Genomic DNA, 15,459 nt, shown 5'->3' on the forward strand with positions numbered 1-15,459 from the left:
GCGCTCCGATCTCAGCACCATCGTAGTCCCATGAGTGACGCTTACCACACAGTCAGGCTAGGGTGCCGGTCGCCCAGCGCTACCGTCCGACCGGGCGGACGGAACCTGTCCGATCGGTCAGTTCCGCCCATGGCGGGCGGGTGAGCTCACTCGTCCTCGCTCGGGTCGACGAGCTGGGAACGCAGTCCATCCAGCACCCCGGGATCTCCGAGCGTGGTGACATCCCCCAACTCGCGCCCCTCAGTCACGTCACGCAACAGCCGTCGCATGATCTTCCCGCTGCGCGTCTTGGGCAGGTCGTCGGCCCAGACGATCTTCGCCGGGCGGGCGAGCTTGCCGATCCGGGCCGCCACGTGTTCGCGGAGGTCGGCTTCGATCTTGTCGCTCGGCTCGACACCGCTGCGCAACGTCACGAAAGCGACGATCGCCTGCCCGGTCAGCTCGTCCGGCCGGGCCACCACAGCCGCCTCGGCGACGTCGTCGTGGGCGACGAGAGCCGATTCGACCTCAGCGGTGGACAGCCGGTGCCCGGAGACGTTGATGACGTCGTCCACCCGGCCCAGCACCCAGTAGTAGCCGTCCTCGTCCCGGCGTGCTGCGTCGCCGGCGAGGTAGGTGCGCGGACCGTTTGGGAAGTACGTCTTGACGTACCGCTCGTCGTCGCCGTACAGCGTACGCAGCATGCTCGGCCACGGCTCGGTCAGGACCAGCAGGCCGCTCCCCTCGTCCCCGGCCGCGTAGCCGGGCACGAGGTCGGCGCACACGCCGGGTAGCGGCCTGGTCGCCGACCCCGGCTTGGCGCTGGTGGTGCCCGGCAGCGGCGCGATCATGATCGAGCCGGTCTCGGTCTGCCACCAGGTGTCCACGATCGGGCAGCGCTCGCTCCCAATCACCACGTGGTACCAGATCCAGGCCTTCGGGTTGATCGGCTCGCCCACGCTGCCCAGCAGCCGCAGCGAGCTCAGGTCGTGGCGGGCCGGATGGTCGGCGCCCCACCGCATGCACGCGCGGATCGCGGTGGGAGCGGTGTAGAAGGTGGTCACCCGGTACCGCTCGACGACCTCCCACCAGATGCCCTTGTGCGGGTAGTCGGGCGCGCCCTCGAACAGCACGCTCGTGACCCCGTTGGCGAGGGGTCCGTAGATCACGTAGCTGTGGCCGGTGATCCACCCGACGTCGGCGGTGCACCAGTACACGTCGGTGTCGGGACGCAGGTCGAACACCAGGCGGTGCGTGTAGGAAACGCCGGTGAGGTAGCCGCCCGTGGTGTGCAGGATCCCCTTCGGCTTCCCCGTCGAGCCGGAGGAGTAGAGGATGAACAGCGGGTGTTCGGCCTCCACGGGTTCGGCGGGGCACACCGGATCCGCGGCGGCGCATACCTCGTGGAACCAGACGTCGCGGCCCGGACGCATCGTCGCAGCCGTGCGCGTCGCGCGAACCACGACGACCTTCTCCAACGACTGGATCTCGGCGAGCACACCGTCAAGGTTGTCCTTGACCGCATTGACCCGTCCCTTGCGGCGCGCCCCGTCGGAGGTGACCAGCACCTTGGCCCCGGAGACCTGCATCCGGTCCCGCACTGCCTCCGGCGCGTACCCGCCGAACACGACGTTGTGCACCGCGCCGATGCGGGCACAGGCGAGCATCGCGACCACGACCTCCGGAACCATCGGGAGGTAGATGCCCACGACATCGCCCTTGCGCACGCCGAGGTCCTTGAGCGCGTTGGCGAAACGCTGCACGTCACGCAGGAGCTGGGCGTAGGTCAGGGCACGCTCGTCGCCTTCCTCGCCGTGCCAGAAGAAGGCGACCCGGCTGCCGAGTCCGGCTTCCACATGCCGGTCCAGGCAGTTGTACGAGGCGTTGAGTCGCCCGTCGTCGAACCAGCGGTAGAAGGGCGGATCCGAGTCGTCGAGCACCGCGGTGAAGGGCTGGTCCCAGTGCAGGGTGCGCGCCTGCTCCGCCCAGAAACCGAGCCGGTCAACGGCCGCCCACCGGTACAGCGAGTCGTCGGCGACGAGCGCTTGCTCGCGGAACTCCGCGGGCGGGTCGAACGACGGGACGGCCAGCAGGTCCTCCACCCGCTCGGTCCGATCGGTGGTCATCGTGCTCCTTCGAGATTCGCGGGGTACGCGCGTCCTCGGTGGCGGGCTACCCCGTCCACCGAGGACAGTTCGTTCAGACGAGGCCGAAAGCGGTTAGTTCGTCGTTGGTCAACAGTCGAGAGCGGATCAGGAAGCGCACTCCTTCCGGGGCTTCCAAGGAGAATCCGCTGCCGCGTCCCGGCACCACGTCGATGGTCAGGTGGGTGTGCTTCCAGTACTCGAACTGCGCTGCGGACATCCAGACCGGGATCGCCTCGGCGACCCCGTCCACGTCGAGGTCGCCGAGGTGGACATCGGAGTTCCCGGTGCGGAATTCGCCCGCCGGATAGCACATCGGCGCGCTGCCGTCGCAGCAGCCACCGGACTGGTGGAACATCAGCGGTCCGTGCTCGTCCCGGAGGCGGCGGAGCAGTTCCGCCGCCCCCGAGGTGAGCGCCACGCAGGAGTAGCTCATGGCCGTCGTCTCAGAAGAACCCGAGCTTGTTCGGCGAGTAGCTGACCAGCAGGTTCTTCGTCTGCTGGTAGTGGTCGAGCATCATCTTGTGGTTCTCCCGCCCGATGCCGGACTGCTTGTACCCACCGAACGCCGCGTGTGCGGGATAGGCGTGGTAGTTGTTCACCCACACCCGACCGGCCTGGATGTCACGTCCGGCGCGGTAGGCGGTGTTGCCGTCGCGCGACCACACCCCGGCGCCCAGCCCGTAGAGCGTGTCGTTGGCGATCTTCAGCGCGTCGTCGTAGTCGTCGAACCGAGCCACCGACACCACCGGTCCGAAGATCTCCTCTTGGAAGATGCGCATCTTGTTGTCGCCCTCGAAGACCGTCGGCTGGACGTAGTAGCCGCCGGAGAGCTCCCCGCCGAGGTCGGCCTTCTCCCCGCCGGTGAGGACCTTCGCGCCCTCCGCCTTGCCGATGTCGATGTAGGAAAGGATCTTCTCGAACTGGTCGTTGCTCGCCTGCGCACCGATCATCGTCTCGATGTCCAGCGGATGCCCCTGCTTGATCGCCTTGGTGCGCTCCACTGCGTCACCCAGGAAACCCTCGTAGATGCTGCTCTGGATCAACGCACGGGATGGGCAGGTGCACACCTCGCCCTGGTTGAGCGCGAACATCGCGAATCCCTCCAGCGCCTTGTCGTAGAAGGCATCGCGGGTATCGGCGACGTCGCCGAAGAAGATGTTCGGGCTCTTGCCGCCCAGTTCCAGCGTGACCGGGATGATGTTCTCGCTGGCGTACTGCATGATCAGCCGGCCGGTCGTGGTCTCCCCGGTAAAGGCGATCTTGGCGATCCGATTGCTGGACGCCAGCGGCTTGCCCGCCTCGACGCCGAAACCGTTGACCACGTTGACCACACCGGGCGGCAGGAGGTCGGCGATCAGACCGAGCAGCACGTGGATGGAGGCCGGCGTCTGCTCGGCCGGCTTGAGCACCACCGCGTTGCCGGCGGCCAGTGCCGGGGCCAGCTTCCAGGTGGCCATCAGCAGGGGGAAGTTCCACGGGATGATCTGCCCGACCACTCCCAGCGGTTCGTGGAAGTGGTACGCGATGTTGTCGCCGTCGATCTCGCCGATGCCGCCCTCCTGCGCCCGGATCGCCCCCGCGAAGTAGCGGAAGTGGTCGATCGCGAGCGGGATGTCGGCGGCCAGCGACTCCCGGACCGGCTTGCCATTCTCCCACGTCTCGGCCACCGCCAACTGCTCGAGATTCGCCTCCATCCGGTCGGCGATCCGGTTCAGCAGGCTCGCGCGTTCGGCGACCGAGGTCTTGGCCCAGCCCGGCGCGGCTCCGTGCGCGGCGTCCAGCGCCCGTTCCACGTCCTCGGCGGTGCCGCGGGCGATCTCGGTGAAGGTCTCGCCGGTCACCGGTGTCTGATTCGCGAAGTAGCCGCCCTTGGCCGGCGGCACGTACTCACCGCCGATGAAGTGGTCGTAGCGCGCCTCGTACGCGACGACGCTGCCAGGTGTTCCCGGCGCTGCGTACTTCGTCATGTGCTGCCTCCTGCACAGAAACGGGGAAGATGGCGCAGAAGCGTGCTGGATCACACGTTGCAACGACGTTGCAACGCCGTTAACTCCGGTTCAGACCTGTCCCAACGGTCAGTATTCGACGGCTGGACGCACCGTGGTCTTGTCGGCTCCGGTCGTTAGTAGTCATCATGGCCATCACCCGTGTCGCCGGATGTGGGACGGATCGCGTCGTGGCCAGGAGGCAGGGTGACCCTCAATGACGAGTACGTGACCGCGGAATTGCTAGCGGATCCGATCGAGTACGCATCGCTGCTGGAGCGGGTGTGGGACGCCATGCTGCGCGGAGATCGCTCGCCGAGGTCTCCCCGACCGCTGGTCTCGGACTCCTGGCAGCGCTCGCTCGCCGCGGACGTCGACCCCGATGCGCGCGAAGCACCCGTGGTCTGGGAACGCGACGAGGTGCGCGACATCCGCTCGGTTCACCCACTGGCCGCCGCGATCCCGGTGCTTCGGGAAACCGTGCTCCGCGTTGCCGACGAGGCGATGCACGTCATGATCGTGACCGACCGGGATGGCTTGATCCTGTGGCGCGAGGGCAACGCCGGCGTCGCGCGGCGCGCCGACCGGGTGCGGCTGGCGGAAGGAACCCGGTGGTCGGAGGACGCCATCGGCACCAACGCGATGGGCACCACGCTCGCCGTCGGCAAACCGGTGCAGATCTACTCCGCCGAGCACCTGGTTCGCACCTATCACAACTGGACGTGCGCGGCCAGTCCCATTCGCGACCCGGATACCGGCGAGATCCTCGGCTCGGTGGACATCAGCGGACCGCTGCGCACCGTTCACCCGGCGATGGTCGCCCTGGTCACTGCCGCCGCCCAACTGGCCGAAAGCCACCTTCGCGCGCAGATGGCCGCCCGTGACGAACGCCTGCGGGCCAAGAACATGCCGCACCTGCGGGGTTTGCGCGGCGAGTGCGGCGCGTTGCTCACGCCGGCCGGACGAGTGCTGGCGATCGAGCCGGGGCAGGGTCTGTGCCTGCCTGAGCGGATCGACGTCAGCGACGGCCATGGCCGCGTCCTGCTCGACGACGGGCGGGAAGCCGTCCTGGAACGCCTCGCCGAGGGCTTCCTGCTGCGACTACCCGGCACAGCTGGCTCGCGGGCGCAGCCGCGAGCAGTGCTGTCGCTGTCCTTTTTAGACACTTCCGGCCCCGGCGCCGTGCTCAACGGCCGGGACCTACCGCTCACCCTGCGGCACGCCGAGATCCTCGCCCTCCTCGCGATGCACCCCAGCGGGCTCACGGCAGACCGGCTTTCCTGCGAGCTCTACGGAGACCGCGGCAACCCGGTGACGGCTCGCGCGGAGATCCATCGGCTCCGCGCGCACCTCGGAGAGCACGTGATCAGCACCAAGCCCTACCGCCTCAACGCTGAGATCGACGCCGACTTCCTGTCGGTTCGCCAAGCGCTGCGTGCCGGAGACATCAAGGCGGCCGCGGAGTCCTATCGCGGGCCTCTTCTGGAAGCCAGCGAGGCACCGGCGATTCGCGACGAACGGGACGAACTGTTCGCCTCCCTCCGCGGCGCGGTCCTCGACCGCGGTGACGTCGAAGCGCTGTGGGGGCTGTTCTGCCATCAGCCCGCGGATGACCTCGAAGTGCTGGGTCAACTGGCGCACCGGCTCCCGCGCCACGACCCACGCCGACACGTGGTGACCGCGCGAATGCAACGCGTTCTAGCCGAAGAGTTTTGATACCCGGCCTCCTGCGGCAACGCGACTGCAACGGCAACAGCACCAAAATGCGGCCACTGTTGCCGGGCGTTGTGGAGGGCGAGACGAAGATGACGTGGACCGAAACCAGCCGCACGACCGCGGAGGCGAAGCAGGACATACCCCGACGCGTGATCCTCGTCGGACCTCCCGGGGCGGGCAAGGGAACCCAAGCACACACCCTGGCAACCCACCTCGGCGTTGCCCACATCTCCACCGGAGACCTCTTCCGCCGCCACGTCGGTGGCCGAACCGTTCTCGGCGAGCGGGCTCAAACCTTCATGGTCCGGGGCGAGCTGGTTCCCGACGAGATCACCCTGGAGATGGTGCGCGACCGTCTCGCGGAAGACGACGCCGCCGGTGGCTTCCTACTCGACGGATTCCCCCGCACCGTCGAGCAGGCCGTGTTCCTGCAACAGCTCCTCCGGCGATCGGGAACCGACATCGACGGGGTCCTGGAAATGCACGTCGGCGAGGACGAAATCGTACGTCGCCTCGCGGGTCGGCGAACGTGCCGGGAATGCGGTCGCAGTTGGCACGTCGAGTTCGATCCGCCCCGCGTGGAAGGCTCGTGCGATGCGTGCGGCAGCGCGTTGGCCCAGCGCGACGACGACCGCCAGGAGGCGATCCGCCGCCGCTTGGACCTCTACGCGCAGCAAACCCGTCCGCTCCTCGGCTTCTTCCGAGAACGAGGTCTGCTGGTGCGAATCGACGCGAGCGGGCCCGTCGCGGAAGTCGGCGAGCGAGCGATCAGTGCTGTGGGCACAACAGACCACAGTGGGCACACTGGGCACACTGGGCACAGTGGACGATCCTGATCGCACACCTGCAACGCGACTGCAACGCCGGCGCCCCTAGCATCGTCGCACCCGGCTGGACTTACCGGCTACTGGACTCGGGAGGATTTCGTTGCCAGCGTGGCGAGTTCGCGACTTCCACGACGACGACCTGGACCAGGCCATCCACATCTGGGACCAGAGCCGTGAAGGAGTGGAGCCGGTCTTCTCGGCAGCCGAGGTGGTCGCGATGGCCAGAGCCGGCCACCCGGCGCTGGTCGCCGCGGTCGACCGAAACGTCGTCGGCATGGCCGTGGCCCACGTGCAGGGCGAACGCGCGTGGCTGGCGCTGTTCGCCCTGGACTCGCGGTGGCGCAACCGCGGCATCGGGAGCGCTCTGCTCACCGAGCTTGAGAAGAAGCTGCGTTCGACGGGAGTGCATCGCATCTGCAGCCTCGTCCCCGAAGGTGACGCCGGGTTCAAGTCGATGCAGAACTCCGGCTACCGACCGCGAACCGGTCTGACGTACTTCGAGAAGGTACAGCACCTCGCCCCGGCCGAGTTCAGCGTGCTCGATGATCTCGGTGGCCGGCTGCTGCCCGCCGGACTGTGGGAGGCGCTGGCGGGCATGGAACGCGAGAAAGACATCATCGAACGCCGCATCGTCCTGCCGCTCTCGCACCCTGAGCGCGCCGAACGGCACGGCGTGCTCCCGCCCAAGGCGGTGGTGCTGTTTGGTCCGCCGGGCACCGGCAAAACCAGCTTCGCCAAGGCCATCGCATCCCGGCTCACATGGCCGTTCGTGGAACTGTTCCCGTCCCGGCTGGCGGCGTCGTCCCCCGGCGGCCTCGCCGTATCCCTGCGCGGGACCTTCGCCGAGTTGGAGGAACTCGACGACCTTGTACTGTTCATCGACGAGGTCGAGGAGATCGCGGGCACGCGCTCCACACCCGCGGCGGGCCCAGCCCACGGCGTCACCAACGAGTTGCTCAAGCTGATCCCCAGTTTCCGCGAGCACGACCACCGACTGCTGATCTGCGCCACGAACTCGGTCCGCTCCCTCGATCCGGCGTTCCTGCGTCCCGGGCGCTTCGACTACCTCATCCCGGTCGGCCCACCGGACCCACCGGCCCGCCGCGCCATCTGGTCCCGCTACCTCGGTCCCGCACGCGACTCGGTCGACCTCGACCTCCTGGTCCAGCGCAGCGAACTGTTCACGCCCGCCGACATCGAGTTCGCCGCCCGCAAGGGCGCCCAGTTCGCTTTCGAGCGGGACGTTCTCGACTCGGACGGGGAAACCGCGACCACCGAGGACTACCTCCAGGCAATCTCGGACACCAGGCCGACCCTGACGCCCGGTGCGATCTCGGAGTTCCAGCAGGACATCGAGTCCTACACCCGCCTTTGAACTCGAAAGCTCTCCCCACCACAACGACAGGACAAACACACCTGATCGCGCTGAGCTGCGGTGATCGGTGAGACCGAGACGCTGACCTCTTGCGACTTGGACTGGGGCTATGCCGGTGCAGTTCGCGAACGCTGCTGCGGTAACGAGTCGGCGTGGGTCTCGTGTTCCTGCGAGGATCCGGCGGTGGCAAGCTCGCGGCGTCGCAGGCCGTGGACAAGCGCGGTGGTCAAGCCGGCCACTTCGGACGGCCCGTGCGAGGCGGCTTCCACGAGGACGCTGCCGACGATCACGGCCTCGGCGTGGCGGGCCATAGCCGCAGCGTGGGCGCCGGTACGTATCCCGAATCCGAGTCCGATGGGCAACTCGGTAAAGGCGCGGAGTTGTTTCACGAGGGCGTGGGCATGCTGCGCGCCAGGAGCGGCACCGCCGGTGCGGTGTCCGGTGGCGGCGTAGACCCAGCTGGTGGAGGCATCTGCCGCAGCGACTACGGCGGCATCGCTGTCGCCAGGGCAGGCCAGATAGGTGCGTTCCAGCCCGTAGTCGTCGGTGTGTTGCCGCCAGATTTGCTCGGGGTGGGTGCCGGGCAGCAGATCCGGGGTGATTGCGCCCAGCCCGCCCGCGCTGGCGAGGTCGCGGGCGAACTCCGCCGGGCCGTATTGCTGGATCGGGCCCCAGCAGCCCATCACCATTGCCTTGCCACCAGCGGCGCTGACCGCCTCAACCAGCTCCCACACCTGCTGCACGGTGGCGCCGCCCGCGCTGGCCGCCTGGGTGGCCGCCCGCACAGTGGGACCGTCCAACCTTGTGGGGTATGGCAATCCGATCTCGACCAGATCGACTCCGCTGCTGACCATCGCGTGCAGTGCCGCGCGACAGCGGGCCATGGTGGGATAGCCCGCCGGAAGATACCCAATGAGCGCCGCGCGTTGCTGGCGACGACAGGATGTGAACAGGTCACTGAGTGCTCTGCTCGGTGCCGGGTCCGGGGAAGTCGCAGGCCATCGGTTCACGACTCCGCCCAGACGGACACGGTGAGCGAGCGCTCGTGCTGCCTCGACATCCGTGTACTGCGAGGTGTCGAGGGCGAAAGTGTCGGCGCGGGCGTAGCTGATGGTGCCCTCGGTCGGCTGCCGGTATGCCTCGGGCGGCTCCTGGTGACGTAGCGTGGAGCCGACCGTATGCGCGTGCGAGTACATTCGGTGTCCTTATCATCCGAGTTGGGTTTGTTCTGTTCAGTCGTAAGATCAAGAGTGCCCAGACGCCGAGTTCATCGGATTGACCGGCGGGAACAGAGGCAATCTGCGTCGACTACGCCGCTACAACCGGCGACTGTTGCGCATGCTCTACCTGTCCGCGCAGGTAGCCATCCGTTGCTGCCCAACGTCGCGAGCCCGCTACGACAGGAAGCGGCGCGAAGGCAAGGCATACAAGCAGGCCGGCTGGCATTGCCCCGTCGTCGCTGGAGTGTGCTGTGGACACTCATCCGCGACAACCGCGTTTTCCAGGTAGGCGCGCCCGACCACGGCACGGTAGCGGCCTGACGAACTCACAGCGGGCCATTCTCACTGCTTGACTACGTCATTGGGAATCCTTTCGGCCCGAGCAGTTGCTGCGCACCTGCCTCAGCGGCAGCACCGCCGCTCAGACCACCGAGGACAACGGCGGCAACAAGATCAAGGCTCAGAGTCATCCGGTACTCCTTCAGGCCAAGGTCGCCCAATGGGGAGGAGGACGCACTGACGGGCGCAACGTATTCGAGCCGCTGGGCGTGGCTAAGGTTCGGTGGTCAGATACGCGCCCACGCTGCGGACTTCCTGGCATCGCGCGCCGCTGACTGGGCTTTCAGCGTGACGGCCCCGGTGCTCCAGCAGAAGGCCATTGCTTGTACGTACGGGAATCCGTGCCTGAATGGGCAGCTCTGGCAAAGAGGGGCTCACGCCCGCCGCGCTTGACCGTGTTCAATGACCAGCCCAGGCATCGAGAGCACTCCAATAACTCCACGCCCTGGGCGAGTAGGCTGTGGACGGCGGCGTGCCGCTCGCTGGTGCGCGCGGCCAGCGCCGAGCGCGCGGGGCGGGGCGTGGTTTTCCAGCAGGCCGCGTGGGCGACAAAGCACTTCTCTGCCGCCGCAGCCAGGCCGTGCCACAAATGCCACCGGTCGCTGGCCTGGACCGCCGTCGGAGCCCCGGGATAGGTGCCAGATTTCGTTGAGGAATAAGGGAATTAGCCCGGCGGATGTGAGTTTGGCGCGCGTGCGGCGATGGTGGTGATGGCGAGGAAGAGGTGAGCCAGGAGCATCAGAGTGGTCCAGCGGTTCCATCTTTCTGCGGTCGACTTACGCGCTTCCTGGCCGCAGGATGGAGTGTGTGGTGTCTACGCAGCCCCGGCCGTGGCCGCGGATTCCGGAGGCGACCGTGCGTGCCGCGCGGGCGGCGGCGGGCAAGGGCGAGAACCCGTTGGCGATGCGGGTCCGTGACGAGCTGGGTGAGCTGTTCAGCGATGCGGAGTTCACCGAGGCGTTCGGGGCGCGGGGCAGGCCGGGGTGGTCACCAGGACGGTTGGCGCTGGTCACGGTGTTACAGATGTGAAGACCAAGACTCCCCTGGCGGTCGAACAGGGACAAAATCCTTTGTCCATCGTGATCACCGCTGGCCAGCGGCGTGACTCGCCCCAGTTCCAGGTGGTACTCGACCGTATCTGGGTGCCCCGGCCTGGTCGCGGCCGACCCCGCCGCCGGCCGAACCGGGCGCTCGACGACAAGGCCCACGGGTCCCGCGCCAACCGCGCCGCATTCGACAAAGACGTCTACAAGCAGCGACACGGATTATCAGAATTATTCTCAGTTCTTGCTCGTCGCCTGGGAGGTGGGCTGCCCCAGCGGAGGAGGGACGAAACTCCAACAGATTCAAAGGAATCCGCTTGAGTTTTGTCCGACAGGCGAAGGCGGTCGGGCCGACTCCAGCAAGGCCCGGTCGGGCGGCGACCCTCCCCGTCAGGCCAGAAGGGGGCGCGGCTCGGGGAGATCCTGCGGCCGGGTTCCTCGCCGGACGCCAGGCCCGTTCGCGTAACCTCATTTGCATGGTGACGAGTGTCGATCTGGCTCGGCATCTGGGGCTGTCACAGGCCACGGTGTCGCGGGCGCTGCGCGGACATCCCAGGGTCACCGAGAAGACCCGCAAGCGGGTTGTCGAGGCGGCGCAGGCCTTGGGATATCGACCCGATCCAGCGGCGCGGATGCTGGTCACTCGCCGGGCGAAGGCACTCGGCGTCGTCGTGGCCGACCTGACCAGCCCCCTGTATGCGCCGGCGATCGCCGCGATTCAGGAGCGGTCGGCGGCACGCGGGTACCGCATGGCGCTCATCCGCGACCCCGAGGACGCTCTCGACACCGACGCCACCGAAGTCCTGAGCGAAGCGATCGTCGACGGAGTGATCTTCATGTCCGCGACGGAGGGTTCGGAGACGGCCGCCAGAGTTGCTGCTCACATGCCGGTGGTGCTGCTGAGCCGTGACGTAAGCGGTCTAGCGGTGGACGCCATCGTGAGCGAGGACCACGCGGGCGGCGTGCTGGTCGCGAATCACCTGGCCGAGCTGGGGCACCGCAGGATCGCCGTAGTCACGGTCCGACGCAACGTGAGCAACGGCCGCGACCGTGAGGACGGCGTACGGGATGGGCTCGCGGCACGCGGCCTGGACCTGCCCGAGACGTACGTGCGGCGAGGACCGATCGATCACGACCACGGTGTGGAGATGGCCAGCTCGCTACTGACCATGGATCCGAGGCCGACCGCCATCTTCTGCTCGACGGATGCGTTCGCCTTCGCGACGCTGGACGCGGCGTCCCGGCTCGGGATCCGAGTCCCCGAGGAGCTGTCCGTGGTCGGGTTTGACGACTCTGAACCGGCGCGGTGGTCGATGATCGACCTCACCACCGTGCATCAGCCGCACACCGAGATGGCGGCGAAAGCGGTCGACGTGCTGATCGACCGGCTCGACGGCGCGCACCATGGCCCGACCTCGCGGACGGCATATCCCGTGCGGCTGGTCGTGCGCGGGACGACCGCCGCACCGGCCTAGCCGCCCGCGGGAGCGTGCCCGCGCAGGGGCGTGAGCCGGTGCGCTCACGCATGAGACGCTCGGTACCCCTCGCCTGAGCTCGACACCTATCTGGGTCGATGTATTGACGCCGGCCAGATTCGGTCCCTACGGTTGTGCAACCGAAATGAATACGTAGTCATCGGTCAATGTCGACCACCACGCAGGACGTCCCGACGGCTCGCCCAACTTTCTCGATGGCAGACCAGGTTTGGAACAACGATGTCCCACAAAAATTCTCGTACGATCCGCGCGGAGACGGGGGCCGCCTCGACGGCAAGCCCGCAGAATTCGCGGCACGCCTCCCCCAGCCGTCAAGCCGGGGCCGGCATGGCAGGTGCCGTGATCGATTGGTATGACTTCTTCCTCTACGGCATCGCTGCGGCGACAATCTTTGGCCCGCAGTACTTCCCCACGGAGGACAAGTTCGTCGGCGTTCTCGCGTCGATGGGCTCGTTCGCCGTCGGGTTCGTGTTCCGGCCGATGGGCGGCGCGATCTTCGGTCACTTCGGTGACCGCATCGGGCGCCGGCGGATGCTGTTCATCACGGTGGTGCTCATGGGTCTGGCCAGCGCGGCGATCGGCGCGCTGCCCACCTACGACACGATCGGCGTCGCCGCCCCCATCCTTCTGGTGCTCCTGCGCGTGGTGCAGGGCATCGCGGTCGGCGGCGAGTGGGGTGGCGCCGCACTGATGGCCGTAGAGAGCGCGCCGGAGGGCAAGAAGAACTTCTTGTCCAGCGGTGTCCAGTTCGGTTCCTTCATTGGGCTGATACTCGGCACAGCCATGTTCGCGCTGATGCAGAGCCTGACGACACAGGCCCAGTTCGAGGCGTGGGGCTGGCGAATCCCCTTCCTGATCAGCCTCGTGTTCGCCGTCCTTGGCCTGCTCATCCGCCTCGGAGTCGCGGAATCCACGGAGTTCGTCGAGGCCAAGGAAAACCATCAGCGCGTCAAGTCGCCGCTGCAGGATGCCCTGCGGACCGCACCACTGCAGATCCTGGCCGTGATCGGCATGCGGCTCGTCGACCAGGCCAGCTTCTACATCGCCTTCACCTTTTCTCTGGTCTACGTGAAGAATTACACCGATCACTCGACGAGCACCGTGCTGACCGCCCAGATGATCGCGCTGGTCCTCGGCTGCATTCTCACCCCGACGTACGCCAAGTTCGCCGACCGCGTCGGCGTCCGGTGGTTCTACATCGTCGGTCCCCTGTGCTCGGCTGCGGCCGCGATCCCCTTCTTCCTGGCCCTGCGCTCTGACTCGCTGCTGCTGCTGTCGCTGGCCCTCTTCGGCCTGATCAACCTGGGCCACAACATCTCGACCGCGGTGCAGCCAACCTGGTTCACCGGCATGTTCGACGTCTCCGTCCGCTACAGCGGCGCAGGGTTCGGCTTCGCCCTCGCCGGAGCGGTCGGCGGGTTCATCCCCCTGGCCGCCACCGCTCTCGCCGGACACGACGGCAACTGGCTCGGCAGTGGGCTGCTGCTGGCCGGCCTCTGCCTCGCGGCCCTGGTCACCAGCCTGTTCGCCTACCGATGGACCACGGCAGGGTCCGCGGCACGGCCGGAGTCTGCATGAGCCGACCGGCACGGTGACGCCCTCGGCGACAGCGGTCGCCAGTCACCTCGCCCCGCAGCACGTCACCTGAGACCCCTCACGAAGAAAGGGAAAGCAACGACATGACATCTCGGATCCAGCTCCGCGGAGCAGCGGAGACTCCCCATCTCGACACAGACGCGCGGCGGGCCTGCGACGGGGAGGCACGATGACCACCTTGCTGGGGCTGATGGCGCTGACGGTGCTGGAGCTGGACCCGGCTGAGCAAGTCAGCTGTGCGGCCGCGACAGGGTACGGATGGGTGAGCGTCAGGCTCATCCCGGCCACCCCGCACGAACCGCAGCGCGACACCGCCGGAGACACCCAGCTGATCCGGGAGACCCGCCAACGCGCCGACGACCTGGGCATCCCAGTCCTTGACGTCGAGACCCTCCGCATCAAGCCCGACACCGACGTGCGCGACTACGAGGTCTACCTGGCCACCGGCGCCCAGCTCGGCGCCCGCAGCGTCGCGGTCGCCGGCATGGACGACGACCGGTCACGACTAGCCGACAACTACCACCAGCTCGCCGAGCTCGCCCACACCTACGGCCTGGCCGCCAACGTGGAGTTCATGCCCTGGACCGAGGTCAAGGGAGTCCGCGACGCCGCCCAGCTGCTCGCCGAGGTCGACCACCCCGCCACCGGACTGGCCGTCGACTCCATCCACTTCGACCGCTCCGGCAGCACCCCCGAAGAGCTCGCCGCCCTCCCAAAGTCCTGGCGCAAGTCCATGCATCTATGTGACGCCCCCACCGAGCGACCCACCACCACCGACGAACTGATCCACCAGGCACGCCACGCCCGACAGATCCCCGGCCAGGGAGGCCTCGACCTCCACGGCCAGCTCCAGGCCATGGCCACCGACGCCATGATCGCCCTCGAGGTACCCCTGCAAACCCCGAGCCCCGTCCCCGCCGAGAAGCGCGCCGCAGACGTCCTCACCGGCGCCAGAACACTCCTCGCCCAGAACAACCGATAGCCACGAGCCACTCAGCCCCGTTTGTGATCGACCACCAAGTGAAAGTGAGTACTAACCCAATGCCTGACCAGACCACGACGCCCGACACCATCGGCACGCACCCCGTGCTGCACACCGAAGCATTCTGGCCGGATCGCTTCGCCGGCCAGGTGTTCCTGGTGACCGGAGCAGCCGGCGGTCTCGGATCCGCCACCGCCAGGCGCCTCGCCCAGGAGGGCGCCCGCGTCATGTGCACCGACGTCCGCTCCGGCGGCGCCGGCGACGGCTCCAGCCCCGAGAACTGCCTGGCGCTGAATGTGACCAAGCGCGAGGACTGGGACCAGGCCATCAGCATCCACGGCCGTTCGCCGCACTGGCCACCTGGCTTCTCTCCCCCGAGGCCGCCTACATGACCGGCCAGCACCTCGACTTCAGCGGCGGACGCAACACCGCCTGACCCGCCGGTTCGCCGCGAACGGTTCCTCGGAGAACTGCTCAGCGAGCGCGGACAGCGCACCACCAGCGGCGGCACCTGATCCACGGACCAGGTGCCGCCGTACGCGGTGCCGCTGGGCCCCGTAACCACCACCAGCCCACCAGCCCACCCCCACGAAGCCGCATCCAACCGATCTGGCCGTCGGACCTGCGGTACCGCTTTTCCGCCACGACGTGTCCACGGGCGAGGGTTCCCCGACGACGGCGTGGTGTCGGGGCTGCCTGGACGGGCTGTGTCGTGCGGGCTTGGCTGCCGCGGGTGTGCGGCATTGTGGCCGTA

General features: G+C 67.7%; 12 protein-coding genes and 1 pseudogene. 8 read left to right on the forward strand and 5 right to left on the reverse strand.

Annotation, left to right across the window (positions count from 1 at the left end; genetic code table 11):
- Positions 1-146: 146 nt before the first annotated feature.
- From acs to adh, 3 genes are all read right to left on the reverse strand, one after another.
- A complete protein-coding gene (gene acs / locus ACRXBZ_RS02395) occupies positions 147-2,105 on the reverse strand; it encodes an acetate--CoA ligase (RefSeq protein WP_433877565.1) in 1,959 nt (652 codons plus the stop codon).
- Between the two features lie 73 nt (positions 2,106-2,178).
- Positions 2,179-2,559, reverse strand: coding sequence for a DUF779 domain-containing protein (locus tag ACRXBZ_RS02400; protein WP_433877566.1), 381 nt, complete (start codon positions 2,557-2,559; stop codon positions 2,179-2,181).
- Between the two features lie 10 nt (positions 2,560-2,569).
- On the reverse strand, positions 2,570-4,093 hold the full coding sequence (gene adh, locus ACRXBZ_RS02405; RefSeq protein ID WP_433877567.1) for an aldehyde dehydrogenase: 1,524 nt from the start codon (positions 4,091-4,093) through the stop codon (positions 2,570-2,572).
- A gap of 312 nt (positions 4,094-4,405) precedes the next feature.
- Between adh and ACRXBZ_RS02410 the strand changes: the two genes are divergently transcribed.
- From ACRXBZ_RS02410 to ACRXBZ_RS02420, 3 genes are all read left to right on the forward strand, one after another.
- The gene (locus ACRXBZ_RS02410) at positions 4,406-5,827 is read left to right on the forward strand and encodes a helix-turn-helix domain-containing protein (RefSeq protein ID WP_433883781.1); all 1,422 of its coding nucleotides are present in this window, start codon (positions 4,406-4,408) and stop codon (positions 5,825-5,827) included.
- An 89-nt stretch (positions 5,828-5,916) separates the two neighbouring features.
- On the forward strand, positions 5,917-6,663 hold the full coding sequence (locus ACRXBZ_RS02415) for an adenylate kinase (protein ID WP_433877568.1): 747 nt from the start codon (positions 5,917-5,919) through the stop codon (positions 6,661-6,663).
- A gap of 91 nt (positions 6,664-6,754) precedes the next feature.
- Positions 6,755-8,029, forward strand: a complete 1,275-nt coding sequence (locus ACRXBZ_RS02420) for an ATP-binding protein (protein WP_433877569.1) — start codon at positions 6,755-6,757, stop codon at positions 8,027-8,029.
- Between the two features lie 107 nt (positions 8,030-8,136).
- On the opposite strand, the gene ACRXBZ_RS02425 is transcribed toward ACRXBZ_RS02420, so the two are convergent.
- The gene (locus tag ACRXBZ_RS02425) at positions 8,137-9,225 is read right to left on the reverse strand and encodes a tryptophan synthase subunit alpha (protein WP_433877570.1); all 1,089 of its coding nucleotides are present in this window, start codon (positions 9,223-9,225) and stop codon (positions 8,137-8,139) included.
- A gap of 995 nt (positions 9,226-10,220) precedes the next feature.
- A pseudogene (locus ACRXBZ_RS02430) lies at positions 10,221-10,351 on the reverse strand (IS701 family transposase); the annotation flags it as partial.
- A 47-nt stretch (positions 10,352-10,398) separates the two neighbouring features.
- Between ACRXBZ_RS02430 and ACRXBZ_RS02435 the strand changes: the two are divergent.
- The 5 genes from ACRXBZ_RS02435 (at position 10,399) to ACRXBZ_RS02455 (ending at position 15,097) form a co-directional block, all read left to right on the forward strand.
- Positions 10,399-10,617, forward strand: a complete 219-nt coding sequence (locus ACRXBZ_RS02435) for a hypothetical protein (protein ID WP_433877571.1) — start codon at positions 10,399-10,401, stop codon at positions 10,615-10,617.
- 493 nt (positions 10,618-11,110) lie between these two features.
- A complete protein-coding gene (locus ACRXBZ_RS02440; protein WP_433877572.1) occupies positions 11,111-12,106 on the forward strand; it encodes a LacI family DNA-binding transcriptional regulator in 996 nt (331 codons plus the stop codon).
- A 360-nt stretch (positions 12,107-12,466) separates the two neighbouring features.
- On the forward strand, positions 12,467-13,705 hold the full coding sequence (locus ACRXBZ_RS02445) for an MFS transporter (RefSeq protein WP_433877573.1): 1,239 nt from the start codon (positions 12,467-12,469) through the stop codon (positions 13,703-13,705).
- 187 nt (positions 13,706-13,892) lie between these two features.
- Complete coding sequence (locus tag ACRXBZ_RS02450) at positions 13,893-14,705, forward strand: sugar phosphate isomerase/epimerase family protein (protein ID WP_433877574.1); 813 nt, start codon at positions 13,893-13,895, stop codon at positions 14,703-14,705.
- 59 nt (positions 14,706-14,764) lie between these two features.
- Complete coding sequence (locus tag ACRXBZ_RS02455) at positions 14,765-15,097, forward strand: SDR family NAD(P)-dependent oxidoreductase (protein WP_433877575.1); 333 nt, start codon at positions 14,765-14,767, stop codon at positions 15,095-15,097.
- Positions 15,098-15,459: the final 362 nt, after the last annotated feature.

Origin of the sequence: Saccharopolyspora hattusasensis (genome assembly GCF_050972075.1) — a bacterium.
In the GTDB taxonomy this organism is placed as follows: Bacteria; Actinomycetota; Actinomycetes; order Mycobacteriales; family Pseudonocardiaceae; genus Saccharopolyspora; species Saccharopolyspora hattusasensis.